This window comes from Achromobacter xylosoxidans (assembly GCF_001457475.1).
Taxonomy (GTDB): Bacteria; Pseudomonadota; Gammaproteobacteria; order Burkholderiales; family Burkholderiaceae_B; genus Achromobacter; species Achromobacter xylosoxidans.
In genome coordinates, this window is the sequence record NZ_LN831029.1 from 5850640 (window position 1) to 5874650 (window position 24011).

Here is a 24011-nt window from a genome sequence, read left to right on the forward strand (position 1 = left end):
GTCAGCGCGAATAAGCGATCAAACCATACCGACCTGTCGGCAGGTGTCGAAGAAGGCACCTTTAAGAAAATTGCTCTCATGCCAAGGAAAGCTCTCACATTGCTCCAGCTCTTTATTTAAAGCATCCTGAGATAACTGCTGGTAATTTTTATTCTCATCCAGCACACGCTGCAACCAGTATTTCGCACCTGAAGAGGACAGGCATTTGGCCGTATAACGCTCGCGTATTCTGTAAAGCCGATCCCAGGTTTCGATTTCCTCATCATACCCTGCGCAGCTTAGAGAAATACGAATATCTTGCTCTTTTTCCGGGAGTTGGACAGCTGATTTAAAATGCACGGACACTTGAATTTGATAGCTGTCAGCGGCATATGGATAAAAGGCTTTTCTCTTGATCCCAGCTTCATCTTGCAGGGGGTCTTTTGCGCCTTTGTTTTGCGAGTTGCATTTATAGCACGCAGGCGCCAAATTTCTTAAATTCACAGAATTGAATGGATATTTGCTAGCTGGCAAATAATGATCATAAGCCTCCCGAGTCGGGTCATATTCGGAATCCATCGGCAAAAGGCCACAAAACGGGCAGCAAGGCATGTTGTTCAGAGAGGAAAATTCCTTGTAGTGCTCTTTCAAGTCGGCACCAATATTTTCCTTGACTATTGCCAGCTCAAAGAAGCCGCAGCTGTAGAGCTTGCTGAAAAAGGCTTCTATCGTTTTCATCAGTGCATTCTGAGTACCCGCGACGTAGCGGCCGGGTTCCTTTTTTCCCTCGCAAAGCGCCTGGATATCATTGTTGTCCTTGAACATTTTTCGATAATACTGGATGTCCTCGGGACCAAGCTGTTTGAACTCTTGGAATATTTGGTTGACGTAGCGATAAAAGAACGCTCCTGCCCCCTTCTCTGTGCCAGCCAAATCCGCCCGATGTAATTCATCCATGATGGCATATAGGGGGGGCAACCCCTTGAACAGTTCGAGGCTGTATTCCTCATTTGGCGCACGGCACCAGACCTTGGCAAAGACATAAGTGACAAAGCCGTGCATGGCCCGCATCGGGTGACGAGGCCGTTTATAGGGAAATAACATCAGCCCGGCTCCTTGTCGGCTCCTGGCGTCTGTAGCAATGCATGCACGGCTAACGCGCGTTCTACAGAGTCGCCCATGGTATCCATGATCTTGCGAGCAAGGCCATGGGGGTCGGCTTTCGATATAGGGTCAGCCAGTAATTGCTCCAGCACTTGTTGAGCCCCACCTCCAATAGTTTCGCGCTTACCGAAAGTTTCATGTGTGATTTTGTTGATCGAAGCGCCCAGCGTGTTGTACGGCGGGTGGCTGACGCTGACCTTGCCGCTGGCTTTGTCCTTGGCAAACACCAGTACCTTGTCCGGCTTGCTGTCGGAGATCAGAAATGGTGTGTGGGTGGTGATCAGCATTTCCTGCGCGAATTCACCCTGGCCCGTCAGGCACTGGCGCAAACGGCTGATGAAGTTGGCGCGCCAGTCGGGGTTAAAGTGCGTTTCGGGTTCGTCGAGAAGGAACAGGCTGTTGGTCTCCCGAAACAGCAGGCACAGGCCGAGGCTGTGCAGCAACTGGTGCTCGCCGTCCGACAATTCCTTGAGCATCATCGGCTCGGCCACACCCTGCTTGGTGAAGCGCATGAACTTGAAGCGCATGATGCGCTGGTCGGATGCCAGGGTTGGCACCGTCTCGCTGACGTAGTGGCTGGTCGAGGTATAGAGATCGGCCTTCAGAACATCGCTTACGGCATACAGGTTGAGCGTCAACAGCACCTGAAACGCCTGGAATAGCGCCAGCGCCGAACCATCGAAGTTCTCGCGGAATGCCTGCCGGGTCGCCTCATTGACCCAGTAGTCGAGCACCAGCGTATCGGTGGCGTCGTCGACGTAATTGAGCGTGGCACAACGCTTGAGGGCGCTCACCACCAGCGAGGACTTCTCGTCACCCTCCAGCAACTGCAGCAAGTTCAGGCGATAGCGCGTACTTCCTAGCTCATCAGTTTCCGAGAGCGCGGGATTGCCCTTGATGATCTCGCGGCGAACCCAATCATCAACTGATTGGCTAATCTCAGACTCTGAGAGTCCGCGTGTTCGAGCTTCCGCCTGTATTCGATTCCGTCGCTCGCGCTTCTGATCTTCATCAGCGGGATCGAAGGCTTCCAGTTGCACTGCCTCGATGGGGATTCGGCGGCGCAGGATGATGCGGAATTCCCGCAATGCGTCGATACCCACATCCTCGCGGAAGGGCTGCAGTGTGGCCTCGTCCTGAAACAGCAGGTTGCACAGCAGGATGGCTTGACTGAATCCGCTGTCCAGATAGGCCAGCCGTGTCTCCGGATGGCCGGGGTAGCTCAGTTGGCGGGTCAGTGCATTCCAGTACTCGTCGAACTGCACGAAACGCATCTTGAAGAAGGGCAGACTGAGGATCTCGTTCTCGCCCGAGGAATAACCCAGCACGTACTGCGGCAGCAGGATATCGGCGTGTCCACCCTTGAACGCCTCGTACACATCGGTGCTGAAGTCGCCCTGGTTGTCCCAAAAAAATCGCACCGATTCACCGGCCTTCTTCCACACACCCACTTTCGCCCACGGCGGGCTATCGGGGCTGCGGTACTCGGCGGGCACGCGGATCAGGTAATCCAGCTCAAAGGCGACGGGCGAAACATCCGGCACCTCGTCCTGCAAGGCCTCCGGCAGAAAGCTGCGGCGTACGCGCAGCACTTCAAGCTGGAAAAAGATCGCCGCCAGCGCTTCGAGCAGGTTGGATTTGCCGCTGCCATTGGGCCCAGCGCAAACGAAGGGCGCAAAGTCGTTCGCTTGCGCCAGCTCGTCCTGCAAGCTCCACTCGGTGCGGAAGTGGTGCTCAAACCCGCAGGGCAGGCTGCGAAAACCTTTGGGGTCGGTAATCTTGAGACGCAACAGCTTCATGCCTGGCCTTGCTCGGCGGCGGCTTTGAGCTCGACGCGGTTGTCGTCGTCGTCAAACCCCTGTGTCAGGGCACCAGCGGCCAAGGCCTCGAACACCCAGGCCTTGATGGACTCGTAGTCGCTGGCCGCCCATTCGAAATCGTTGTCCGGGTGAAGTTCCGCCAGCCGGGTTTGCGCGGCGGCGATGAAGCGTTCGAGGGAGAAAGCCCTAGGGCCCAACTGTGTGCGATAGGCCTCCAGCCAGAAGCGCAGCAGCGGCGCCAGCTGTGTGCGGTCTTGCAGTGCGGGCGGCAGCAAATCGGTTTCGGGCAGCTCGATCACCGGCGTGGTGATGGGCGCAGGTACGGCAGCGGCTACCGGCCTTTCTCCTTCGATGGGGGCGGCAGGCGAGGCCACTCGCGACAAATCCAACTCGCCCTTGAAGGCCTGCTGACTTAGGGCACCGTAAAGGGCTTCGAGGTCCGTGAGGCTTTGTTGGTAGCGAGATTTGAGGGCTTCGACTTTTTCAACGATGGCGGCGAATTGGACTTGAAGTTCGATAGGTGGATATGGAAATTCCAGTGAATCGAGAACTCCGGTGTTCATGTGGGTGAAAGCGCCGTCTGCTCCTGTCTTCAAGCGCCCTACGCGTCCCTTGCAATACAGCATCAATGAAACGAAGTGCAGAGGCCGCAACCCATCGCTTAATCGAACACGAATCAGATTAGTGCTAATGATCGCAGGCTGTCCATTCATGCGAGCGACACACATCTTCCCAACGGTGCCGGCCCGCGAAATTATGATGTCGCCATCCTTCACCGAGTACGTCGCGAGCTCGTCGTACTTGTCAGCGGTGATCCACATGCGAAACGGAAGCGCCATTCGTCCATCTGAGGCGATGTTGTCCATATTCCAGACTGGCACACCCGCATCGACCAACTCCTCCTTCTTTAATGCACTTCCGAATGGGCCGCACTTGGTGCCCTCTTTCGGATTGACATAGAACTCCGAAAGCTTCCTCACAGGAAAACCATGAGGATTCAGAATCGGGTCGCCAAACATCTCTATAAACACGCTCTTGAGCAGGTCGTCGAGTTGTTGCAGGTGTTGTTTGCGCTGGGAGATCAGCCCTTCGACTTTGCCGAGCAGACGGGCAATGCGGATTTGGTCGTCGAGGGGAGGTAGTTTGATTTCAAGATTTCTGACAATAGTTGCCGAAAGATTTTTCAGCGCAACGCCACGACCTTGATTGATCAACGTTTGCTTATTGGACTCAAACCAAGCCTTGAGATAGCTGATACTGACTTCGTCATCATTCTTTGGCCTAATTCCAAGGATGGCTTGATTCGTTGAAAGCTCTTTGCCCGCAATGGCGGTCTTGCCAATGGAGCCGTACATTGCAAAAAGCAATGTTCCCTTTTGGAAAGTCTTTCCACGAATGTTTCTGAGCCCTTCTTCCGATATTGATTCTTCGGTGTTGTACACAACACCGTTCTCAGCGTTCTCGATATCAGAAATCTTTGCCCATGGTATGTGGCCTCTGAAGTACTCCGGATTGGCCCTTGAAGGTGTCCCTCCACTTGAGATGTTGCAAACATCCGAGAGAATGACCGACTTCATCCCACCATCCCCTTCAGCTCCAGCAACTCGCGCACGATGCCGCTTTGCACCTTGGCGAGTTCCGCTTCATCTACATCACCCACCTCGGCCTGAATCAACCGATCCAGAATCACGCCCGGCGCGTCGTAGTGCACGTCCTCGAACACATCGGTTTTGTAGCGGGAGAGCGAGAGGTCGTAGTTGTTCCTCTCGTCGGCAATCTCGCTGCGCGGCACCATGAAGCACTTGGCGGTTCGGTCGGTGTCAGTGGCGGCATCTCGGGCGTAATATCTACCAATGATGTCTTGCAAGTCGCCATGGCCGTCCTGCTTGCTGCGCTTGTCGTCCAGCGAATAGCCGTCGGCGGCCATTTCGTAAAACCAGACGTGTTCGGTGGCGGCTTTGCTCACCTTGTCTTTCGGCCCCCAGACCTTGGTGAACAGCAGAATGGCGGTGCTGACCCCGGCATAGGGTTTGAACACGCCGCTGGGCAGGGTGATCACGGCCTTGAGGTCGCAACGCTCCACCAGCATCTGGCGCAGCGTTTTGAATGCTCCGCCAGAGCCGAACAGCACGCCCTGCGGCACGATCACGCAGGCGGTGCCACCCTTCTTGAGCAGGCGATAGATGTTCTCGACAAACAGCAGTTCGGTCTTGGTGGTGGAGAGTTGCAGGTTTTCGTTGATATCACCCTTGTCGATGCTGCCGGTAAAGGGCGGGTTGGCCAGCACGATGTCGTATTCGGCTTCTTCGTTGTAGCTCTTGCTCAGGGTGTCCTGATAGTCGATGTGCGGCTCATCAATGCCGTGCATCATCAAGTTCATCAGACCCAAGCGCACCATGGTGGCGTCTATGTCGTAGCCGTACAGGCTTTCCTGCAGGATGGCCTGAGCCTTTTCGGTCAGTGCGGCAGCGATCGAGGTGCGAAAAAAGCCGTCTTCATCGGGCTCAAGGTTCTTGGTTCCTGCCTTGATGGCCAACTGGGTGACGATGTACTGGTAGGCGCCCAGCAGGAAGCCACCGGTGCCGCAAGCCGGGTCGGCGATCTTGTGACCTAGCTGTGGCTGTACCAGCTCGGCCATCAGTTTGATGATATGGCGTGGGGTGCGGAACTGGCCATTCTTGCCAGCGGTGGCGATTTCGGCCAGTAGCATTTCATAGACATCGCCCTGGATGTCCTGAAAGGCCTGACCGTTTTCCCGTGAGTCCTTCTCCATCACCTCGAAGATTTCGTCGATGGTCTTCACCGCTTCCACCAGCAGCGCTGGCTTGGGGATGATGAACACGGCGTTCTTCATGTGGTGGGTGAAATTGGATTCGGCACCGTTCAGGTCTTTCAGGAAGGGGAATACCTTGCCCTGCACATGTTGCAGCATCTCTTCGGCCTGCATGCGCTTGAACTCACTCCAGCGCAGCGAGCGTTTGTCGATGGGACGCTGTTCCGCCACAGGCCAGTTGCGCTCCTCGGGTGGAATCCAGGTGCCTTCAAACTTGGAGGTGTATTTCTCGCCGGTCCACTCGGCATCGGCCTGTCTCTTTTGATCCAGTTCGTCCAACCGTTTCATGAACAGCAGGTAGGTGATCTGCTCGATGGCGGTGAGCGGGTTGCTGATGCCACCACTCCAGAATTTGTTCCAGAGCTGGTCGATCTTGCTTTTGAGTTCGGGATTGTTTTGAAGCATGGTGTGCTCTGCTATTTAGGCAGCCAACCGTTCGGTCAGCTGCAGGATTTCGTTGATTTCAAGTGGGCTGAACACGCCGCGGATGCCTTGCGGATGGATGACCGTGAAGGGGGCGTTGATCAGGTCTTTCTTCTCCACCTTTTCGCGCTCGATGATGAAGCCCTTCAGCAGATTGAGGAATTCCATCTGCCGGCTGCTGAGCGTGGTGTGGGCGCGGATGAATTGGTCAAAGGCGGCGCTGACCTCGTCCGGGAAGCTCCTGAGCACCTCAATACCCAGGATGTGGCGGATAAACTGGATGAAGCGCGCCTTGCGGTTCTTGTAGACCTGACGCAGCAGGTCTTCGGTGATATGCGGGTGTTCTTCGTGCAGTAGTTCGGCCAGCTCTTTGGCCTCTTCACTGCTCACTGCCTCGCCGTTCTTGATCTTCTGCAGCACCGGGTTGTGCGCGGTGAGTTCGGCGATCAGGTTTTCCACCATTTCGCGGTAGCGAGTGATACTGACCGCCTCGTGCTGTGGGCCGAACTCCACCCATTCCTTCTTGTGCAGCTCATCGGCCAGATCGAGGTGGGTTTGCTCCTGGCCGCTGGATTGCTCGCGGAATTTCATGAGCGGGCCGAGCTTGGCGACCAGTTCGTCGAAGGCGTCTTCATCCGCCTTGTCCCAGTAGTGGTTGGTTTGCGCGGCGAGGATCAGGGCCTCTTCCTGCTTGACGAAGCCGACCGAGAGTGGCAATTGGCCGATCTGCTCGACGATGCCTTCCTTGAGGGTGTCGGCTTGTTCCTTCTCCTCGCTCAAAACGGCCAGTGAATATTCCAGCAGATCGCGCTCGAAGCGCATGGCCTTGAAATCGGCCTCGGACACGGTGCGGAACAGCGGCTTGATTTCTGCGCGCAGGAACTCAAGGCGCTCGTGGCTGAGGCTGATCCAGAAGTTGTCATCGTCCAGCCGCGCCAGCGCGGCGGCGGCTTCCTTGATCACCACCGACTCTTTGGGTAACGCGGCAATCTGCAGGCGGAGCTTGGCGACTTCACGCGTGGCGATGTCGGCATGGCCGCTGTCATTGGCCTTTTCGATCTTGTCGAGGCGCAGGCCCACCAGCCGCACCGGGAGCGGCAACTGCGGTTTCAGTTCCTTGCCCTTGGGGTTGAGCTTGAAGTATTCGAAGTTGTCCCAACAGTCGAGGATCAGGAACACATCCTTCTCAAGACACCAGGGCTTGGGCTTGCTGGTTTCCAGCAGGCGTGTGCCGCGCCCGACCATCTGCCAGAACTTGGTGTAGGAGTAGACCGGCTTGGCGAACACGAGGTTGACGATTTCACGCACGTCGATGCCGGTATCGAGCATGTCCACGCTGATGGCAATGCGAGGCATGTCGTTGTTGGTGAACTGATCGAGCAGGCCACCTTTGCCGTAGACGCGTGGGTCGTCTGACACCAGCACCTTGGCCAGCTCACCGTGGTGTTGCGGGTAGAGCTTGTCGAAGATTTCTTCCATGCGCCGGGCGTGGGCCTTGGTGGCGCAAAAGAAGATGGTCTTGCCAGGCAGCACACCGTTGGCGTCCTTGATGGCTTCTTCCATGAACTCGCGGACGATCAAAGTGTTGGTGCCCTTGTTGATCACCTGCTTTTCAAGCTGAGTGCCTTCGAAGTTGATGTCTTCAACTTCCTTGCCCTGGAAGATCAGCTTCTTCTGGTCTTCCAGCGAAATGGTGCGCTTGCTGATGCCCTCCATCTGGAACTTGGTCTGAATCTTCATGACCTGGAAGTTGCAGAGGTAGGGCGGCACGTTGTTCACGGCTTCTTCATAGGTGTAGGCAAACGTGGGAATGCCATCTTCGCAATGAAAAAGCTGGAAGGTGTTGTGGTCAATGATGTCGGTCGGCGTGGCCGTCAGGCCCAGCGTGATGGCTTTGAAGTAGTCCAGCACTTCGCCAAAGGTGTTGTAGATGGAGCGATGGCTTTCATCGACGACGATGAAATCGAAGAAGTGCGGCGACAGGTGCTGTGCCTCGTCCCGGATGATGTTGAGCATCGTCGGGTAGGTGGCGACATACACACGGCGATCCGTCGCGATCAGCTTTTCACCCACATTGGGCCAGCGCGGCTCGTTGGGCATGTGCTCCTTGAAGGCGGCCAGTGCCTGTTCACGCAACGCTATACGGTCCACGAGGAACAGCACTTTTTCTGCATGGCCAGCCCGCATCAAGGCATCGACCATGGCGATGCAGGTGCGGGTCTTGCCGGTGCCGGTGGCCATCACCAGCAGGAAATCGCGCTTCTTCTGTTCGATGCCTTCGAGCACCGAGCGTATCGCGCGAATCTGGTAATCACGTCCGGCAATCGAAGTGTTGATGAATTCCTGGGTCAGCGGCTTGCGATTACGACGGATGTAGGCGAAGCGTTCGAGATCGTCGCGGGTGGGAAAGCCAACCACCTTGCGCGGCGGCGCGTTCTCCAGATCCCAGAAATAGAGCTCGTGGCCGTTGGTGTAGAAGCAGAATGGCAGCTCACCACCCAGCTGGGTCTGGATGTTGTAGCAGTATTGCTTGGCCTGCTCGCGGCCAATGGCAGCATCGCGGTTGGTCTTCTTGGCCTCGATCACTGCCAGGGGTTTGCGGTCTTTGCCGAGCAGGACGTAGTCGCTGAACTGGTGGCCCTCGTAGGGCGTGCGCGGCTCGGCCACGCCCACTGGCAAGGCGGTGAGGATGTCGAATTCCTCGACAACCTGGGTGGGGTCTTTGACGTTCCAGCCTGATAACGCGAGTTGCTGGTCAATCAAGTCGGCTCGTGTCTGTGCCTCGGATTTAGACATGCCTAGCCTCCCTGGCGATGCGGAAGCGTTGGCTACCTGCGGCTATTTCCTCGGTCTGGAACGCGGGCACGTTGCCGCAAGTGTGATCGTCGCGGATGTCGAGGCTGAAAATACTTTTTCTAGTCTTCATTTCTCACCGCCTTGATTGATGCGAAGCCACTTTGCTCCACGCCCCTTGCCGGTCGATTCGATCAGTCCCTCTGACTTCATCGCCCGCAATACCAGCCGTACCATGTCCCGGCTCACGCCCGGGCAGGCTTCTTCAATCTCGGAAATCGAGAACGGCAGGATGCGCCTCAGAATTTCCGTCCGCACCCGGTCGCCTTTACTGCCACGGCCACGCTCGAGGGTGCCGACACGCTCCTCGAACTCACGGTAGGCCCGTAGCAAGGCACCCCAGAAGTAGTCGAGCCAGGGCTTTACGTCGTGCTGCCCCTGGTGCCAGCCCTGCGAGCTGGTTTCCAGCGTCTCGTAATAACTTTCCTTGGTTTCCTCGAAGATGCGTTCCAAACTGATGTAGCGACCCACGGCATAGTCGAAGTGGTAAAGCAGCAGCAGGGTCAACAAGCGGGACATGCGACCGTTGCCGTCCGGGAAAGGATGGATGCACAGGAAGTCGAACATCGCCAGCGGCACCAGTACCAGCGGGTCGGCCAGGTGCTGATCCAGCGCGGTGGCGTAGCGCCCGGTCAGATCGGACATGGCCATGGGCGTGAGGTGCGCAGCGACTGGCTGGAAGCGCAGACGCGAAGTGCCATCCGGGTGACGCTCGATGATGTCGTTGTTGGTAGCCTTCCAGCGCCCGCCCGCCTGCGGCATATAGCGGTACAGCAGGGTGTGCAGTTGCAGCACAACACCCTCGCTGAAGGGCATGTGCGTGGCAGACTCGTGGATCAGCGCCAGGGCATCACGGTAGCCGGCGATCTCCTGTTCGGAACGGCTCTTTGGCGTTGCGTTGCGGATGACCAGAGACTTCAGCCGCGAGGGTGCGACGACAATGCCTTCCAGCCGGTTGGACGACTCGGTGGATTCGACTACCGCGATCTGGCGTAGCCCTTTGAGGGCTTCGGGCGACTGCGCGGCGTAGAGTTGCTGCTTGCCCTGGTACCCGCCCAGTGTGCGCAACGTGGCGGCCTGGGTGCCATCGAAGCGAAGCGCGGCGAGGTACTCGGGTGTGAGCGAGTGCATGGAAATGTAAGCCCAGACCGTGTAAATGGGGTAATCATAGCCTTCAAATGGGGTAGTGTCTCTAAAAATGCCTCATTATCGGTGTTTGGCTACCCCATTTCCTGAACATTGGACTGGTCGTGAGGGGCTGGCATGGCCGACCAAGAAGGAAATGGGCGACATGAATCAAAAAAAGGGTAATAAATTAGAAATTACCCCATTTAATTCATGGTTTACCCCATTTTCAGCGCCCAGCCTTGGGCAAAGACAAATGGCAAGGGAACGGCCCTCAAGGGGCAACGGCCCTATCCAGAAAAGGAAAAAGGCCCCCCTGTCCGTTGGTTCCGCAACACCCAGCCAAATCCCCCCTATGCCGTGCCGCTGCCTTCCGCCGCACCCAGATAGTCCGCCCAGTTCTGCAATAGCGTCCTTCTCTGATCCAGCAGCAACGCCTTGTTGTATGTCTCCCGCACCTTGTTGCTTTCCACGTGAGCAAGCTGCCGCTCAATCGCATCAGGCCGATATCCGTTCTCATTGGCCCAAGTTGAAAAGGTTGTCCGCCAGCAATGTGGCGTCGTACCCCGGCCCAGGTTCATGTCGCGCATGGCGTAGGTGAGCCGGTTGGGGGTAGTGAAGCCCTTGCCGCTCCGGTGTGGGAATAGATAGCGGCCACCGCCCGTGATGCACTGCAAATCCTTTAGCACGGCAATGGCCTGCACCGACAACGGGCTGACATGGTCGCGCCGCGCTTTCATCTTCGCCGCAGGCCGACGCCACAGGGCATCCTCAAAGTCGAACTCGTCCCACTCGGCATCCGCCGCTTCCCCTGGACGGCAGGCGGTCAGCGCAATCAACCGCAGGCACAGCGAGGTTTCCGGATAGCCCCGGTAGCCGCGCAACTCCTGATAGAACTTCTGGATTTGCTCTCGCGTCATCGCCGCCTTGCTCTCGCTGAACGGCACGCGTAGCAGCCCGCGAAGACTGGGAATTGGATTGACCTCTACCAGGCCACGCACCACTGCGAATTCGAAGATGGCCGAAAGATCGCCTTTGACATGGATGGCCGCCCATGCACCATGGACTTTGCACTCCTCCAGCAGCGGGCGAATCTGCTTCACACCAATGTCGCTCATCGGCATCCCATCGAACTTGGGCGACAGGTACTTCCTGATGCGGGATTCTTTAGTGCGGTAGGAACTGAGCGCAAAGACTGGCTTGATCTCGGCCAAGTACGCCTGCGCCACCTTGGCAAACGAGCTTTCGCGAGCGCGCTTGCGTTCCTCCAGCGCTTCGAGGTTGCGCTGCTTGACCTGCTGCCGCTCATGGGCAGGATGGAACCTTGCTTGATCAACGCGCGCGCCTTCTCTCGGACCGCACGTGCCTCCGCAAGACTTACTTGAGGAAAACCGCCAATGGCAAAGAGGTTCTCCTTGCCTTGCAGGCGGTACTTCCACCGCCAGAGCTTGCCGCCGGTGGGCTTGACCAGCAGGAACAGGCCCCACCGTCTGAAAGTTTCCAGTCTCGAAGTCGATTTGGCCGACCTGACCTTGAGGTCGGTGAGTAGATTCTGGGGCATCGTTGGACTCCACTGCGGGGAGATGTACCCCCACGGTTGAACACGAGTACCCCCAACGCTACCCCCGAATTTTTCAGACCTCGATGAACAATAGGAACACTCAGCAGACCGTATTGTTTACGCAACCCATTGATTTCAAATGGGCCAACCTGTCCACCAAGCGCTACTGAACGCCACCGAGATCCAGCAAAAATCGTCAGACGTTGAACAAGAAATTCATCACATCGCCATCCTGCACGATGTATTCCTTGCCTTCCGCCCGCATCTTGCCCGCTTCCTTCGCGCCCTGCTCGCCCTTGTAGGTGATGAAGTCTTCGTAAGCGATGGTCTGCGCGCGGATGAAGCCGCGTTCGAAGTCGGTGTGGATGACGCCTGCGGCCTGGGGCGCGGTGGCGCCGATCGGCACGGTCCAGGCGCGCACTTCCTTCACGCCGGCGGTGAAGTAGGTCTGCAGGCCCAGCAGCTTGAAGGCGGCGCGGATCAGGCGGTTCAGGCCCGGTTCTTCCATGCCCATGTCCGACAGGAAGGCCTGGCGGTCGGCGTCGTCCAGGTCGACGATTTCCGATTCGATGGCGGCGCAGATGGCGACCACCGGCGCGTTGCGAGCGGCGGCGAATTCGGTCAGGCGGTCCAGCAGCGGGTTGTTGGTGAAGCCGTCGTCGGCCACGTTGCCCACGTACATCGCGCGCTTGGCGGTGATGAAGCAGAGCTGGGCGATGTCGGCCTTTTCCTCGGTGGACAGGTCGAGCGCGCGGATCGGCTTGGCTTCGTTCAGTTGCGCCACGCACTTTTCCAGCACGGCGACAATGCGCTGCGATTCCTTGTCGCCGGAACGGGCGGTCTTCTGGTGGCGCTGCAGGGCCCTTTCGGCGGTCTGCAGGTCGGCCAGCGCCAGCTCGGTTTCGATGACTTCGATGTCGGCGATCGGATCGACCTTGCCGGCCACGTGGATCACGTTGGGATCTTCGAAGCAGCGCACCACGTTGACGATGGCGTCGGTTTCGCGGATGTGCGAGAGGAACTGGTTGCCCAGGCCTTCGCCCTTGCTGGCGCCCGCCACCAGGCCGGCGATGTCGACGAATTCGACCGTGGCCGACAGGATGCGCTCGGGCTTGACGATCTCGGCCAGCTTCTGCAGACGCGGATCCGGCACCTCGACCACGCCGACGTTCGGCTCGATGGTGCAGAACGGATAGTTCTCGGCGGCGATGCCGGCGCGGGTCAGAGCGTTGAAGAGTGTCGATTTGCCAACGTTGGGCAGGCCGACGATGCCGCATTGCAGAGCCATGGGAATCCTGTGTAAGTACGGTATTGATCGTTAACGTTCTAGTTTACCCCGCCGGGCGGCGCATCATGATGACCGCGCCCGGGGGGACGGCCGGCTCAACTCGCCGCCGTGGGGGCCCAGCGCATCACGGCCCAGATCAGCAAAATGGGGCCGGCGTTGAACATGGCGTGCAGCGCGATGGCCGCGCCGATGCCCCGGCGGATGCGGATCCAGCCCAGCACCAGGCCGGTGACCCATTGCGGCAGCACCAGCAGCGGCAGCAGCCAGTACGGGGTGTGATTGAAGACGAAGTTGGTCAGGTGCACGGCGGCGAAAGTCAGCGCCACCAGGTGGAACACCCAGCCGAAATGTTTCAGGTAATGGCGCCGCCAGGCGGTGTTCCAGCCCTTGAGCGGGTCGGGGCGCGGACGCAGCGACCAGCAGGCCAGAAGCACGAAGGCGGCCAGCAGCAGGCCGGTCCAGATGCGCGGGCCGTACAGCACCACCGGCAGCAGCGCCGGGCACAGCCACAGCGCCTGCCTGGGCCGCCTCAGGCCATAGCGGAACAGCATTTCCTCGACAAGCGGGGCCCAGATCACCGCCGTCAGCCAGGGGATGTTGGCCGGGTCCAGCCGATGCGTGACGCCGCCGACGCCGGCCGCGGCGACCGCCACCGGCCCCAGGGCGAACAGGTTGATCAGCCACAGCAAGGCGGCCCAGGCCAGCAGGCGCCCCGGGCCAACGCCCGGCCACCAATCCGACACCCAGCCTATCGCCGGGGCGCGCCCCGGCAGGCGCCGCAATGGGCGCGGCCGGCGCACGAAGCGCCAGAAGTCGGCCAGCTCGCTGCGGAAGCGCAGCTTGCGCGATTCGGCGAAAGCCGGAGCGCCGTCCATCAGGCGTCGTTGCCGCTGTGCAGCTGGCGGGTGGCCAGCGCGAAGTCGCCCGCCAGCATGGCCGGCACCACGGCGCGGCAGCGGTCGATGACAGCCTCGATTTCCTTTTGTTCTTCGCGGCGCGGCGGATGCAGCACGAAGTCCGCCACCTGCTGCGCCAGGCCGAGCGTGCGCGGATGGCCGATGCCGATGCGCAGGCGCCAGAAGTTCGGGCTGCCGAGCGCGGCCTGGATGTCCTTCAGGCCGTTGTGGCCGGCATGGCCGCCACCCTGCTTGAGTTTCACCTGGCCCGGCATCAGGTCGAGTTCGTCGTGCAGCACCAACACCTGCTCCGGCGTCAGCTTGTAAAAGCGCGCCAGCGCCCCAACCGCCTGGCCGGAACGGTTCATGTAGGTGTTGGGCTTGAGCAGCAGGACGTTGTCGGCCCCCAGGCGGGATTTGGCCACCATGCCGAAGAACGACTTCTCCAGCGCGAACGAGGCGCGCAGGTCGTCCGCCAGGTGGTCGGCCAGCCAGAAGCCCGCGTTGTGGCGGGTGGTTTCGTAGTCGGGACCGGGGTTACCCAATCCCACGATGAGGCGTATGGGAATAGACATGATGGGGGGTGTTTAAACCAAAAAACCCTGCGCATGCAAATGCACACGCAGGGTTTCGGGCGCAAGCCGCCGGAAAGCCGAAGCTTTCCGGCAGGACTTAGGCGGCGGGAGCAGCCGGAGCGGCGTCGGCGTCGTCGGCGGCAGCGCCGCCCTTGACGACAGCGGCGGCCAGCAGCGGGTTCTCTTCACCACCGTGCGGGACGTAGGTCACGCCCATCGGCAGCTTGATGTCGGCTAGGTGGATCGAAGCGCCGGCCAGGATGTCGGCCAGGTTGACTTCGATGAACTGGGGCAGCGCCGACGGCAGGCACGTGATTTCCAGTTCGGTGGCGACGTGGCTGATGATCGCGCCGCTCAGCTTGACGGCCGGCGAGACTTCAGCGTTCACGAAGTGCAGCGGCACCTTGGTGCGCAGCGCCTGGTTGGCGTCGACGCGCTGGAAGTCCACGTGCAGGACTTGCGGCTTGTAGGCGTGCCATTGAACCGAACGCAGCAGAACCTGTTCGTCCTTGGCGCCTTCGAGCTGCATTTGCAGGATCGAAGCGTGGAATTCTTCCTTGCGCAGGGCGTGGTAGATCTCGTTGTGGTCGAGTTCGATGTTCAACGGGGCAGCCGAACCACCATAAACAATGGCGGGAACGCGGCCCGCGCGGCGCAGGCGGCGGCTCGCACTCGAACCCTGGACGCTACGCGCAGTGGCAGTAAATTTCATGGAAAACTCCAAAAACAAAAAATGGCGAAGCGGACTTCACCGGTTAAAGACACGGCGCACAACAGGTGCGCCGTGTTGCTTGTGTCCTGCCGCGACCAGCAGGACACGAAAAACGATGCGGGGCTGACGTCAGTCGACGAACAGCGAGCTGACCGATTCCGCGTTCGAGATACGCAGGATGGTCTCGCCCAGCAGCGCGGCGCACGACAGCTGGCGGATCTTGCCGCTGGCCTGGCCTTGCTCGGAGAGCGGAATGGTGTCGGTGACGACCAGTTCGTCCAGTTCCGACGCCTCGATGCGGTCGATGGCGCCGCCCGACAGCACGGGGTGCGTGCAATAGGCGTAAACGGCGCCGGCGCCGCGGTCCTTCAGGGCCTGGGCCGCCTTGCACAGCGTGCCGGCGGTGTCGACCATGTCGTCCATGATGATGCAGGTGCGGCCGTCGACTTCACCGATGATGTTCATCACTTCCGACACGTTGGCGCGCGGACGACGCTTGTCGATGATGGCCAGGTCGGCTTCGAGCTGCTTGGCCAGCGCGCGGGCGCGCACCACGCCGCCGATGTCCGGGGACACGACGACCAGGTTCGAGAAATTGCGGCGCCAGATGTCGCCCAGCAAAATCGGACCGGCGTAGATGTTGTCCACGGGGATATCGAAGAAGCCCTGGATCTGGTCGGCGTGCAGGTCCATGGTCAGGACGCGGTCGACGCCAGCCACTTGCAGCATGTTGGCCACGACCTTGGCCGAGATCGCGACGCGCGCCGAGCGCGGGCGGCGGTCCTGGCGGGCGTAGCCGAAATAGGGAATCGCGGCGGTGATGCGGCCGGCCGAGGCGCGGCGCAGGGCATCGACCATCACCATGATTTCCATCAGGTTGTCATTGGTAGGCGCACAGGTGGGCTGCAGGACGAAGACGTCCTTGCCGCGCACGTTCTCGTTGATCTCGACCATCACCTCGCCGTCCGAGAAGCGACCGACGGTCATCTTGCCCAGGGACATGTCGAGGTGGTTGACTACGTCCACGGCCAGCCGAGTGTTGGCCGTGCCCGTGAAGATCATGAAGCTATCGTTTGCCATGATGGATGATGCGATGGTCGTTTCGAGACACTAACGAGGTGATGCGAGAACCTGCTGAAACCGGAAAATAAAAAAGCTGCTGAACCCGGGCCAGTGTCTTACAGGCGTGTTCAACAGCTTTGTTATGTATTCGGTTGGCTGGGGAGGAAGGATTCGAACCTTCGCATGCCGGAATCAAAATCCGGTGCCTTAACCAGCTTGGCGACTCCCCAACTATCTTGCAATCCAATTCCGCAACGGATGTTCAGTCAACCCAGGACATGCCTGCACTAACCGGAACCGTGGATGCGTTGTGCTGTCTGTGTCATCTGCGTTTTTGCAGTTTGCTTCAACAGCGCCGCGCATTGTAGCGGTAATTTCCGTTTTCGCCAAAACGGCCTCCGACAGCTCGGAAAATTCGGCGTATAGACACGCGCCAGATCCCGACATGCGAACTTGGGTTCCCGTGTTTTTCAACACGCCCTGCTCTGCAAGCCACCGCGATGCCCTGAGAACCTCAGGATAAAGTCGGTAGACCACCGGCTCCAAATCATTTTTCCCGAAGGAAAATGTAGGCGAAGCAAGAAAGTCCGCTATTGTGATGTAAGAAGAATCCCTTGTCAAATCGGGTGCGGAAAAAATTCCAACGGTCGGCACGCTCGCGTCCGGCTGCGCCACCAGATAGGCCCGCGCCGGCAGGTCCAGCGCGGTCAGTTTCTCGCCCACGCCCTCGGCGAAAGCGGACTGGCCGAATACGAACACCGGCACGTCGGCGCCCAGCGGCAGGGCCAGTGCCATCAGTTCTCGCCGCGACAGCCCGGTGCCCCACAAGCGGTTCAATGCGATCAGCACGGTGGCCGCGTCGCTCGAACCGCCACCCAGGCCGCCGCCCTGCGGAATGCGCTTTTCCAGCGCGATCTGCGCGCCCTGGCGCGTGCCGGTGGCCTGTTGCAGGGCGCGGGCGGCGCGCAAGGTCAGGTCGTCGTCTTCGGACACGCCCGCCAATTCCGTGGCGCGGCTGATGACGCCATCGGCGCGCGCCTCGAAGTGCAGCGTGTCACACAGGTCGATGAAGCGAAAGGCCGTCTGCAGCAGGTGGTAGCCGTCGGGACGGCGGCCCACCACGTGCAGGAACAGGTTCACCTTGGCGGGCGCGGGTACGTCGTAGAGGGTCACGGCGGATCGGGAAAAAGGACGGATGCGTCGATTTTAGCGACCCGCCCGGGGTGGCGAGCGCCGGGACGCCATGACAGGGCCGCTGGCGTCCCGGGGGACCGGCGGGAGACCGATCCTATCGTCCGCAAGGAACGGCGCCACGGGAATGGGTCCCGGCTTGCCCGGACCTGGACGCCGCCCTCGGATGCGGATCAGGCGATCTGCGGCGCGACGCGGCCGGCCAGGCGTTCGGCCGGGGCCTCGATCACCTGCCCTTCCGGCAGCTTGAACACCGCCACGGCGCCCGCCAGCTGGCGCGCCTGCTCTTCGAGCGCACCGGCCGCGGCGGCGGCCTGCTCCACCAGCGCCGCGTTCTGCTGGGTCACGCCGTCCATCTGCGTCACGGCGCGGTTGACCTGGTCGATGCCGGTGGCCTGTTCCTCCGACGCGGCCGAGATCTCGCCCATCAGGCTGGTCACGCGCTGCACCGAATCGACGATCTCGCGCATGGTGGCGCCGGCGGTTTCCACTTGCTCGGAACCGACGCCGACCTTCTGCGCCGAGTCCTCGATGAGCTGCTTGATTTCCTTGGCGGCGGCGGCGCTGCGCTGGGCCAGCGTGCGCACCTCGCTGGCGACCACGGCAAAGCCCTTGCCCTGCTCGCCGGCGCGCGCGGCCTCGACTGCGGCATTGAGCGCCAGGATGTTGGTCTGGAAGGCAATGCCGTCGATCACGCCGACGATGTCGGAAATACGCGACGAGCTGCCCTGGATGGCGCGCATGGTCTCGACCACGCTGGAGACGGCCTCGCCGCCGCGCTGCGCCACGGCGGCCGAGGCGGCCACCATGCGGTTGGCTTCGCGCGCGGTGTCGGCGTTCTGCTTCACCGTGGTCGCCAGCTCTTCCATGCTGGCGGCGGTTTCCTCGAGCGAGGCGGCCTGCTCTTCGGTGCGGCTGGACAGGTCGGCATTGCCGGACGAGATCTCGCGCGCGCCGACGTTGATCTCATCCACCCCGCGGCGCACCGTGGACACCGTGCGCACCAGGCTGTCCTGCATGGCGCGCAGGGCACCCAGCAGCGCGCCGATCTCATTGCGGCCGCGATCGGCCACGCGGCGCGTCAGGTCGCCCTCGGCGATGCGGCGGAAGATGTCGCCGGCTTCCAGCAGCGGCCGCACGATCATGCGGCGGATCAGCACGTGCGCGCCCACCGCCATCAACAGCCCCAGCACCAGGATGCCGGCCAGCAGCGAACTGAAGATGGTGTGGAACAGCGAGATCTCGTCCATCACCTCCTGCCCGGTGGTCTCGGCGCGACGCATGAAGGCGTCGCGCTCGGACACCAGCAGCTCCTGCACCTGCTGCGTGCCCTGCTTGAAGTAGGCGTCCATGTCACCGGCCTCGAGCACCTTGCCGACGTTCTGCAGGTTGTTGCTGAGATTGCCGTAGGCCTCGATCAGGTCCTTGGACTCGGCTTTCTCCTGCGCCGACAAACCGCCGGCAAAGCCCTGGAAGGCCCGGTCGCCCGCGGCAATGCGCTGGCGCGCCAGGCGCAGTGCGGTGGTGTCGCTGGCGTTGCCCTGCGCCACCCGGGTGGCATAACGGCTCAGGTCGGTGCGCGCCGCCACCAGGGACAACGCGGCCGTGTTCACGGCGTTGACCTGCTGCGAGGAAAGGCGATAGAGCTGGCCGACGTCCTGGTTGGTCTGCCGCAGGGCGACGAAACCCATGCCGCCCACCAGCAGCTGGAAAGTGAAAAACACCGCGATGATCCCCAAAAGCATCGTCGCGATCCGCGTATTCCTGAACATTGGCATTCTCCGTAAAAAAGCGGCGGCGCGATCCGCGGCCACCGGCCTTGCATGCCGCGCGCGGGGGTCGTGCGCACGGGTGTCGGAAGAATTATTCAGGTTAAACAGAATCTATCAATCAGTAACAAAGTCGATTTTGCAACGCTGATTTGCTGATTGAAGCGGGGCGGACGTGCTACAGCCAGACGACACAACGGCCCCGCAGGGCCGTCGAGGAAGTCACGAAGCGGTAGCAATCAGGGCTGGTTGACGACCAGGCGCACCATGATGCGGCGCCCCGGCTCCTGGCGCTCCAGCACCAGCATCTGCGGGCCGAGCGTGTCGTAGCGCGACAGCCGCGCGCGCCAGCCGCCCTGCTCGAAGGCCACGGGGCGGCCCAGGTCGTCGTTGGACACATCGGTGGCCTCGGGCTGGCCCGGCAGCTTGCCGCGCAGCCAGTCGCGCATGCCGGATACCGGCATGCTGCTGCCCAGGGCGTCTTCGGCCAGGGCATCGGGGTTGTCGGCCACCAGGCGGGTGCCGTCGGCCTTGGTCAGGCTGGCCGCGCCGGGCTGGCCTTCGACCCGCGCCTCGGTCGAGCCGAGCGGATTGGTCAGGTCGAGCACGTAGCGGCGGCCATCGTCCGACCAGGAAAAGCCGCCTTGCACGGCGCTCTGCTTGCCGTTTTCCTCGTTGACCGTGATGGCGAAGCGTCCGATGCGCGAGAACGCGTCGGGCGAGGCGCCCTCAATGGGCTTGGGCGTGGTGGTGCAGGCCGCCAGCACGAACGCCAGCATGGCCAGCAGCGCCCAGCGCATCCATTCCAGCCCGGGGCCGCGCGACGCTACCGTCACAGGCTGACTCCCAGGCGCTTGATGACGTCAAGCACGGTCCTGTTCTTGGGATCCTTCTGCACCGCGGCGCGCAACAACTCGACCGCCTGGTCGCGTTTGCCCTGGGTCCAGAGCACTTCGGCCAGGTGGGCCGCGATGTCGGCCTCGGGCCGCACGCTGTAGGCGCGCCGCAGGTAGTCGGCGGCGGCGATCTGGTCGCCCATGCGGAATTTGACCCAGCCCATGCTGTCCAGGATGAACGGATCGTTGGGCGAAAGTTCCAGCGCCTGCGTGATCAGGTCCAGCGCCTCGGGCAGGCGCTGGTTGTGGTCGGCCAGCGTGTAGCCCAGTGCGTTGTAGGCGTGGGCATGCTCGGGATCCAGCGCGATGACCTGGCGCAGCATGCGCTCGAGGTCGGCCAGGCGGTCCTGGCGTTCGTACAGCATGGCCAATTCGTACTTGATCTCGACGGTATCGGGCAGCGCCTGGTCGGCCGCTTCCAGCACCGAGACGGCCTGGCCGACGCGGTCGGCGTCGCGCAGGATCTGCGCCTTGGTCAGCACGCCCAGCGTGCGCTCTTCCTCGTCCTGGGGCGCGGCGGCATCGACCATCTTGATGGCGTCATCGATACGGCCGGACTTGGCGCGCAGGGCGGCCTGGCGCATGCGGGCCGAGAAGCGCAGCGACGGGTCGTCGATGCGGCCGAGTTCGGCGATGGCTTCGTCGTACTGGCCCTGGTCTTCGGCGATGCGCGACAGCAGCACGTGGGCATCGGCCGCGGCGGCGCCGGCGTCGGTGGCGCCCGGCACGATGGCGCGCTGGCGCTGGTTCTGCACGTCCAGGTACTGCTGCAGCAGGGTCTTGGCCTGCGGCAATTGGCCGGCCTTGTAGGCCAGTTGGGCCTGCATGAAGAGCAGGTCGAAGTCTTCCGGCGAGCGCCGCGACATAGCCTGCAGTTCGGCGAGGGCGCCGTTGTAGTCGCCGGCATCGGCCATCTGGCCGGCCAGCATCAGGCGCACCTTGCGGGCGTTGGGATTGCGGGCGATATAGGCCTGGGCCTCGGCCTGCGCGCGCTGCGGATCGACCTTGGCGCCGTACTCCAGCACGCGCTGGGCGGCGGGCTCGGACCTGGGATCGGCGGCCAGCGCGGCGCGAGCCTCCTGGGCGGCGCGCGGGTAGTCGCCGGCGGCCGAGGCCACGTCGGCCAGCGCCAGATGGGCGGCGGGCAGCTTGCGCACGCTGTCGCTCAGGGATTCGTCCAGGATGCGCAACGCCAGGCGGCGGTCGTTCAGGCGGCTCAGCACCGCCAGGGCCTGGCCGATGGCGGCCGGCTTGTCGCGCGAGGCCTCGATGCGGTTGCGCAGCGCCTGCGACAGGCCCTTGGTCTGGCCGTTGGCCGCGGCCAGCGCCAGTTCAGTGGAGCTGGCTTCAAGATCGTTCGGCGACAGACGGGCCCAGACACGGGCCGCGTCCAGCGCGCCGGGCAGGTTGCCGCCGGCCAGCTGGAATTCCAGGCCGCGGCGCGCCAGGCGGGGATCGCCGGTGTCGCGCGCCAGGCCGACCATGGTGTTGGCGGCGGTGCCGTACATGCCGCGCTGGGCGGCGATTTCCGAAGCCAGCACGCGGTAGAAGATGTCGGCGGTCAGCGACACGTAGGGCAGCTGGCCGGGACGCAGGCGGATCACCTCGGTTTCAGGCTGGCGGTTCTGGGGCGCCATGCGGGGGCCGGTCGCATCCCGCGTCCGGCTGTCGGCGGCCTGGGCTTGAGGGGCCAGGGTGGAGGCCAACGCAAGCGCCAGCGCGGCAATCCCGATATTCATTTGTTTGAAAGACGACTTCACGCGGCCCGTCCGGTTGGTGGCACAATCTTCGTACACGCAATTGATGATCTTACACTGGCTCATGCCGGAACTGCCTGAAGTTGAAACCACGCGTCGCGGAATCGACGCCGTCATCACCGGCCGCCCGCTCACGCGGCTGGTCGTCCATGAGTCCCGGATGCGCTGGCCCATCCCGGCCGAACTGCCCGCCCTGGTTGGCGGCCACACGGTGCGCGAATGCGGCCGCCGCGGCAAGTACCTGCTGCTGCGCTTCGACCACGGCACCCAGATCGTGCACCTGGGCATGTCCGGTTCGCTGCGCAGCGTGGCGCCCGGTGAATTCCTGCGCAAGCACGACCACGTCGAATGGATCTTCGACCAGGCGGTGCTGCGCCTGCACGACCCGCGCCGCTTCGGCGCGGTGTTGTGGCATCCCGATGCGGACGGACCGGTCGAAAACCACCCCCTGCTGGCCAAGCTCGGCATCGAGCCATTCGACCCGCGCTTCGACGGCGCCTGGCTGCACCATCACTTCAAGAACCACGGCGCCGCGATCAAGCAAGTGCTGCTGGCCGGCATGGCGGTGGTGGGTGTGGGCAATATCTATGCCTCCGAAAGCCTGTTCCGCGCGCGCATCAATCCCAAGACCCCGGCCAACAAGCTGTCGCGCGCCCGCTGCGACCGCCTGGCGGACATGGTGCGCGCCACCCTGGCCGACGCCCTGACCTCCGGCGGCAGCACCCTGCGCGACTACGTCGGCGCCACCGGCGAGCCGGGCGCCTATTTCGAGATCCACGCCGCGGTCTATGAACGCGCCGGCCAGCCCTGCCGGGTCTGCGGCACGCCGATCAAGCGCATCGTCCAGGGCCAGCGGGCCACCTACTACTGCCCGAAGTGCCAGAAGACCTGAGCGCCCCCGCCTGACTTCTGTCTAAGTCCCTGGGGCCTCCTTTGGTCCGAAAGGTTCCCATCCGGGCCGCCCTGCGCGGCCCGGATGCATTTGGGCAGCCACGGAAATCCAAGGGAAATCCCTGCCAAAAAGGGTTAATTCGTTTATAGCAAACGTATTGCACAACAACTAACGCCACGCTATAGTCCGTCCACACACCCTATTCCTATAAAAGTGGAAGGAGCCTCCATGAGCAAGCAATTCGCTTCGCACGCCGACCTGAGCGACAAGGTCGTGTCGTTCGAAAAGCTGTCCGACAACGCCTACGCCTACACCGCCGAAGGCGATCCCAACACCGGCGTGATCATCGGCGACGAGGCCGTCATGGTGGTCGACACCCAGGCCACCCCGGTCATGGCGCAGGACGTCATCCGCCGCATCCGCGAAGTCACCGACAAGCCGATCAAGTACATCCTGCTGTCGCACTACCACGCGGTGCGCGTGTTCGGCGCCTCGGCCTACAACGCCCAGGAAATCCTGGCCAGCCGCGACACCTACGACCTGATCGCCGAACGCGGCGAGCAGGACAAGGCCAGCGAAATCGGCCGTTTCCCGCGCCTGTTCCGCAACGCCGAATCGATTCCTCCCGGCCTGGTCTGGCCCACCATGACGTTCAAAGGTGAGATGACCGTCAACCTGGGCAACCTCGAGGTCAAGCTGCTGCAGGTCGGCCGCGGCCACACCAAGGGCGACACCATCGCCTGGCTGCCCGAGCAGAAGATCCTGTTCGCCGGCGACCTGGTCGAATACCAGTCCACCCCCTACTGCGGCGACGCCTACTTCCGCGACTGGCCCAGCACGCTGGACGCGCTGTCGGGCTTCGAGGCCGAAAAGATGGTGCCCGGCCGCGGCCCGGCGCTCAAGAACGCCACCGAAGTGCGCCAGGGCCTGGCCGGCACGCGCGCCTTCCTGACCGACCTGTACGGCGCGGTCAACCGCGGCGTGGCCGAGGGCAAGGACCTGAAGACGATCTATCGCGAGGTCTACGACTTCATGAAGCCGCGCTACAGCGACTGGGTCATCTTCGACCACTGCATGCCGTTCGACGTGTCGCGCGCCTATGACGAGGCCACCGGCCACGTCCATCCGCGCATCTGGACCGACAAGCGCGACCTGGAAATGTGGGCGCAGCTGGAGGGCTGATCCCGCGCGGCCGGCGCGCCGGCCGCTGTTCCA

19 protein-coding genes and 1 tRNA gene are annotated in these 24011 nt (G+C 61.8%); 2 read left to right on the forward strand and 18 right to left on the reverse strand.

Annotated elements, in window-relative coordinates; genetic code table 11:
* Positions 1 to 18: 18 nt before the first annotated feature.
* The 18 genes from AT699_RS31730 to AT699_RS26515 all read right to left on the reverse strand — a co-directional run bounded on the left by AT699_RS31730 (position 19) and on the right by AT699_RS26515 (position 21970).
* A complete protein-coding gene (locus AT699_RS31730) occupies positions 19 to 1083 on the reverse strand; it encodes a hypothetical protein (RefSeq protein ID WP_145964701.1) in 1065 nt (354 codons plus the stop codon).
* Positions 1083 to 2942, reverse strand: a complete 1860-nt coding sequence (locus AT699_RS26440; protein ID WP_024070392.1) for a restriction system-associated AAA family ATPase — start codon at positions 2940 to 2942, stop codon at positions 1083 to 1085. Before AT699_RS26440 ends, AT699_RS31730 begins: the two co-directional genes overlap by 1 nt.
* Entirely contained in the window at positions 2939 to 4540 is a 1602-nt protein-coding gene (locus tag AT699_RS31250; protein WP_080684535.1) for a restriction endonuclease subunit S, read from the reverse strand. Before AT699_RS31250 ends, AT699_RS26440 begins: the two co-directional genes overlap by 4 nt.
* A complete protein-coding gene (locus AT699_RS26450) occupies positions 4537 to 6201 on the reverse strand; it encodes a type I restriction-modification system subunit M (protein WP_024070394.1) in 1665 nt (554 codons plus the stop codon). The genes AT699_RS31250 and AT699_RS26450 overlap by 4 nt, the downstream gene beginning before the upstream one ends.
* 15 nt (positions 6202 to 6216) lie before the next feature.
* The gene (locus AT699_RS26455) at positions 6217 to 9015 is read right to left on the reverse strand and encodes a type I restriction endonuclease subunit R (protein WP_058207490.1); all 2799 of its coding nucleotides are present in this window, start codon (positions 9013 to 9015) and stop codon (positions 6217 to 6219) included.
* Between the two features lie 126 nt (positions 9016 to 9141).
* Positions 9142 to 10203, reverse strand: coding sequence for a Fic family protein (locus tag AT699_RS26460; RefSeq protein ID WP_024070396.1), 1062 nt, complete (start codon positions 10201 to 10203; stop codon positions 9142 to 9144).
* A gap of 347 nt (positions 10204 to 10550) precedes the next feature.
* The gene (locus AT699_RS26465; RefSeq protein WP_024070397.1) at positions 10551 to 11411 is read right to left on the reverse strand and encodes a tyrosine-type recombinase/integrase; all 861 of its coding nucleotides are present in this window, start codon (positions 11409 to 11411) and stop codon (positions 10551 to 10553) included.
* Complete coding sequence (locus AT699_RS32315) at positions 11312 to 11758, reverse strand: Arm DNA-binding domain-containing protein (RefSeq protein WP_232254263.1); 447 nt, start codon at positions 11756 to 11758, stop codon at positions 11312 to 11314. Before AT699_RS32315 ends, AT699_RS26465 begins: the two co-directional genes overlap by 100 nt.
* Before the next feature lie 196 nt (positions 11759 to 11954).
* Positions 11955 to 13046 carry a redox-regulated ATPase YchF gene (ychF, locus tag AT699_RS26470; RefSeq protein ID WP_024070399.1) on the reverse strand — a complete coding sequence of 364 codons (1092 nt, stop codon included), beginning with the start codon at positions 13044 to 13046 and terminating at the stop codon, positions 11955 to 11957.
* A 95-nt stretch (positions 13047 to 13141) separates the two neighbouring features.
* Positions 13142 to 13921 carry a CPBP family glutamic-type intramembrane protease gene (locus tag AT699_RS26475; protein ID WP_024070400.1) on the reverse strand — a complete coding sequence of 260 codons (780 nt, stop codon included), beginning with the start codon at positions 13919 to 13921 and terminating at the stop codon, positions 13142 to 13144.
* Positions 13921 to 14517: an aminoacyl-tRNA hydrolase gene (gene pth, locus AT699_RS26480; protein ID WP_026384832.1), complete on the reverse strand. Its 597-nt coding sequence runs from the start codon at positions 14515 to 14517 to the stop codon at positions 13921 to 13923. Before pth ends, AT699_RS26475 begins: the two co-directional genes overlap by 1 nt.
* A gap of 97 nt (positions 14518 to 14614) precedes the next feature.
* Positions 14615 to 15229, reverse strand: a complete 615-nt coding sequence (locus AT699_RS26485; RefSeq protein ID WP_006385925.1) for a 50S ribosomal protein L25/general stress protein Ctc — start codon at positions 15227 to 15229, stop codon at positions 14615 to 14617.
* A gap of 129 nt (positions 15230 to 15358) precedes the next feature.
* Positions 15359 to 16309 carry a ribose-phosphate pyrophosphokinase gene (locus AT699_RS26490; protein ID WP_006227587.1) on the reverse strand — a complete coding sequence of 317 codons (951 nt, stop codon included), beginning with the start codon at positions 16307 to 16309 and terminating at the stop codon, positions 15359 to 15361.
* Positions 16310 to 16444: 135 nt separating this feature from the next.
* Positions 16445 to 16521 (reverse strand) — tRNA-Gln (locus AT699_RS26495).
* A gap of 1 nt (position 16522) precedes the next feature.
* Complete coding sequence (gene ispE, locus AT699_RS26500) at positions 16523 to 17464, reverse strand: 4-(cytidine 5'-diphospho)-2-C-methyl-D-erythritol kinase (RefSeq protein WP_024070402.1); 942 nt, start codon at positions 17462 to 17464, stop codon at positions 16523 to 16525.
* Between the two features lie 191 nt (positions 17465 to 17655).
* Entirely contained in the window at positions 17656 to 19254 is a 1599-nt protein-coding gene (locus AT699_RS26505; RefSeq protein ID WP_024070403.1) for a methyl-accepting chemotaxis protein, read from the reverse strand.
* A gap of 236 nt (positions 19255 to 19490) precedes the next feature.
* Complete coding sequence (gene lolB, locus AT699_RS26510; protein WP_020926327.1) at positions 19491 to 20051, reverse strand: lipoprotein insertase outer membrane protein LolB; 561 nt, start codon at positions 20049 to 20051, stop codon at positions 19491 to 19493.
* Positions 20052 to 20083: 32 nt separating this feature from the next.
* A complete protein-coding gene (locus AT699_RS26515) occupies positions 20084 to 21970 on the reverse strand; it encodes a tetratricopeptide repeat protein (protein ID WP_006385921.1) in 1887 nt (628 codons plus the stop codon).
* Here AT699_RS26515 and mutM point away from each other — a divergent pair.
* Together mutM and AT699_RS26525 are read left to right on the forward strand one after the other, a co-directional pair.
* On the forward strand, positions 21969 to 22796 hold the full coding sequence (gene mutM, locus AT699_RS26520) for a bifunctional DNA-formamidopyrimidine glycosylase/DNA-(apurinic or apyrimidinic site) lyase (RefSeq protein ID WP_035182070.1): 828 nt from the start codon (positions 21969 to 21971) through the stop codon (positions 22794 to 22796). The genes AT699_RS26515 and mutM overlap by 2 nt on opposite strands.
* A 228-nt stretch (positions 22797 to 23024) precedes the next feature.
* Positions 23025 to 23978: an MBL fold metallo-hydrolase gene (locus AT699_RS26525; RefSeq protein ID WP_006385919.1), complete on the forward strand. Its 954-nt coding sequence runs from the start codon at positions 23025 to 23027 to the stop codon at positions 23976 to 23978.
* The last annotated feature ends 33 nt before the right edge of the window (positions 23979 to 24011 follow it).

Bases quoted from the DNA above. Each gene is read 5' to 3' on its own strand.
- AT699_RS31730 (WP_145964701.1), bottom strand. From the start codon at position 1,083: ATGTTATTTCCCTATAAACGGCCTCGTCACCCGATGCGGGCCATGCAC.
- AT699_RS26475 (WP_024070400.1), bottom strand. From the start codon at position 13,921: ATGGACGGCGCTCCGGCTTTCGCCGAATCGCGCAAGCTGCGCTTCCGC.
- AT699_RS32315 (WP_232254263.1), bottom strand. From the start codon at position 11,758: ATGCCCCAGAATCTACTCACCGACCTCAAGGTCAGGTCGGCCAAATCG.
- AT699_RS31250 (WP_080684535.1), bottom strand. From the start codon at position 4,540: ATGAAGTCGGTCATTCTCTCGGATGTTTGCAACATCTCAAGTGGAGGG.
- pth (WP_026384832.1), bottom strand. From the start codon at position 14,517: ATGTCTATTCCCATACGCCTCATCGTGGGATTGGGTAACCCCGGTCCC.
- AT699_RS26505 (WP_024070403.1), bottom strand. From the start codon at position 19,254: ATGTTCAGGAATACGCGGATCGCGACGATGCTTTTGGGGATCATCGCG.
- AT699_RS26525 (WP_006385919.1), top strand. From the start codon at position 23,025: ATGAGCAAGCAATTCGCTTCGCACGCCGACCTGAGCGACAAGGTCGTG.
- lolB (WP_020926327.1), bottom strand. From the start codon at position 20,051: ATGCGCTGGGCGCTGCTGGCCATGCTGGCGTTCGTGCTGGCGGCCTGC.
- AT699_RS26455 (WP_058207490.1), bottom strand. From the start codon at position 9,015: ATGTCTAAATCCGAGGCACAGACACGAGCCGACTTGATTGACCAGCAA.
- ychF (WP_024070399.1), bottom strand. From the start codon at position 13,046: ATGGCTCTGCAATGCGGCATCGTCGGCCTGCCCAACGTTGGCAAATCG.
- AT699_RS26490 (WP_006227587.1), bottom strand. From the start codon at position 16,309: ATGGCAAACGATAGCTTCATGATCTTCACGGGCACGGCCAACACTCGG.
- AT699_RS26440 (WP_024070392.1), bottom strand. From the start codon at position 2,942: ATGAAGCTGTTGCGTCTCAAGATTACCGACCCCAAAGGTTTTCGCAGC.
- AT699_RS26460 (WP_024070396.1), bottom strand. From the start codon at position 10,203: ATGCACTCGCTCACACCCGAGTACCTCGCCGCGCTTCGCTTCGATGGC.
- AT699_RS26515 (WP_006385921.1), bottom strand. From the start codon at position 21,970: ATGAGCCAGTGTAAGATCATCAATTGCGTGTACGAAGATTGTGCCACC.
- AT699_RS26450 (WP_024070394.1), bottom strand. From the start codon at position 6,201: ATGCTTCAAAACAATCCCGAACTCAAAAGCAAGATCGACCAGCTCTGG.
- mutM (WP_035182070.1), top strand. From the start codon at position 21,969: ATGCCGGAACTGCCTGAAGTTGAAACCACGCGTCGCGGAATCGACGCC.
- AT699_RS26485 (WP_006385925.1), bottom strand. From the start codon at position 15,229: ATGAAATTTACTGCCACTGCGCGTAGCGTCCAGGGTTCGAGTGCGAGC.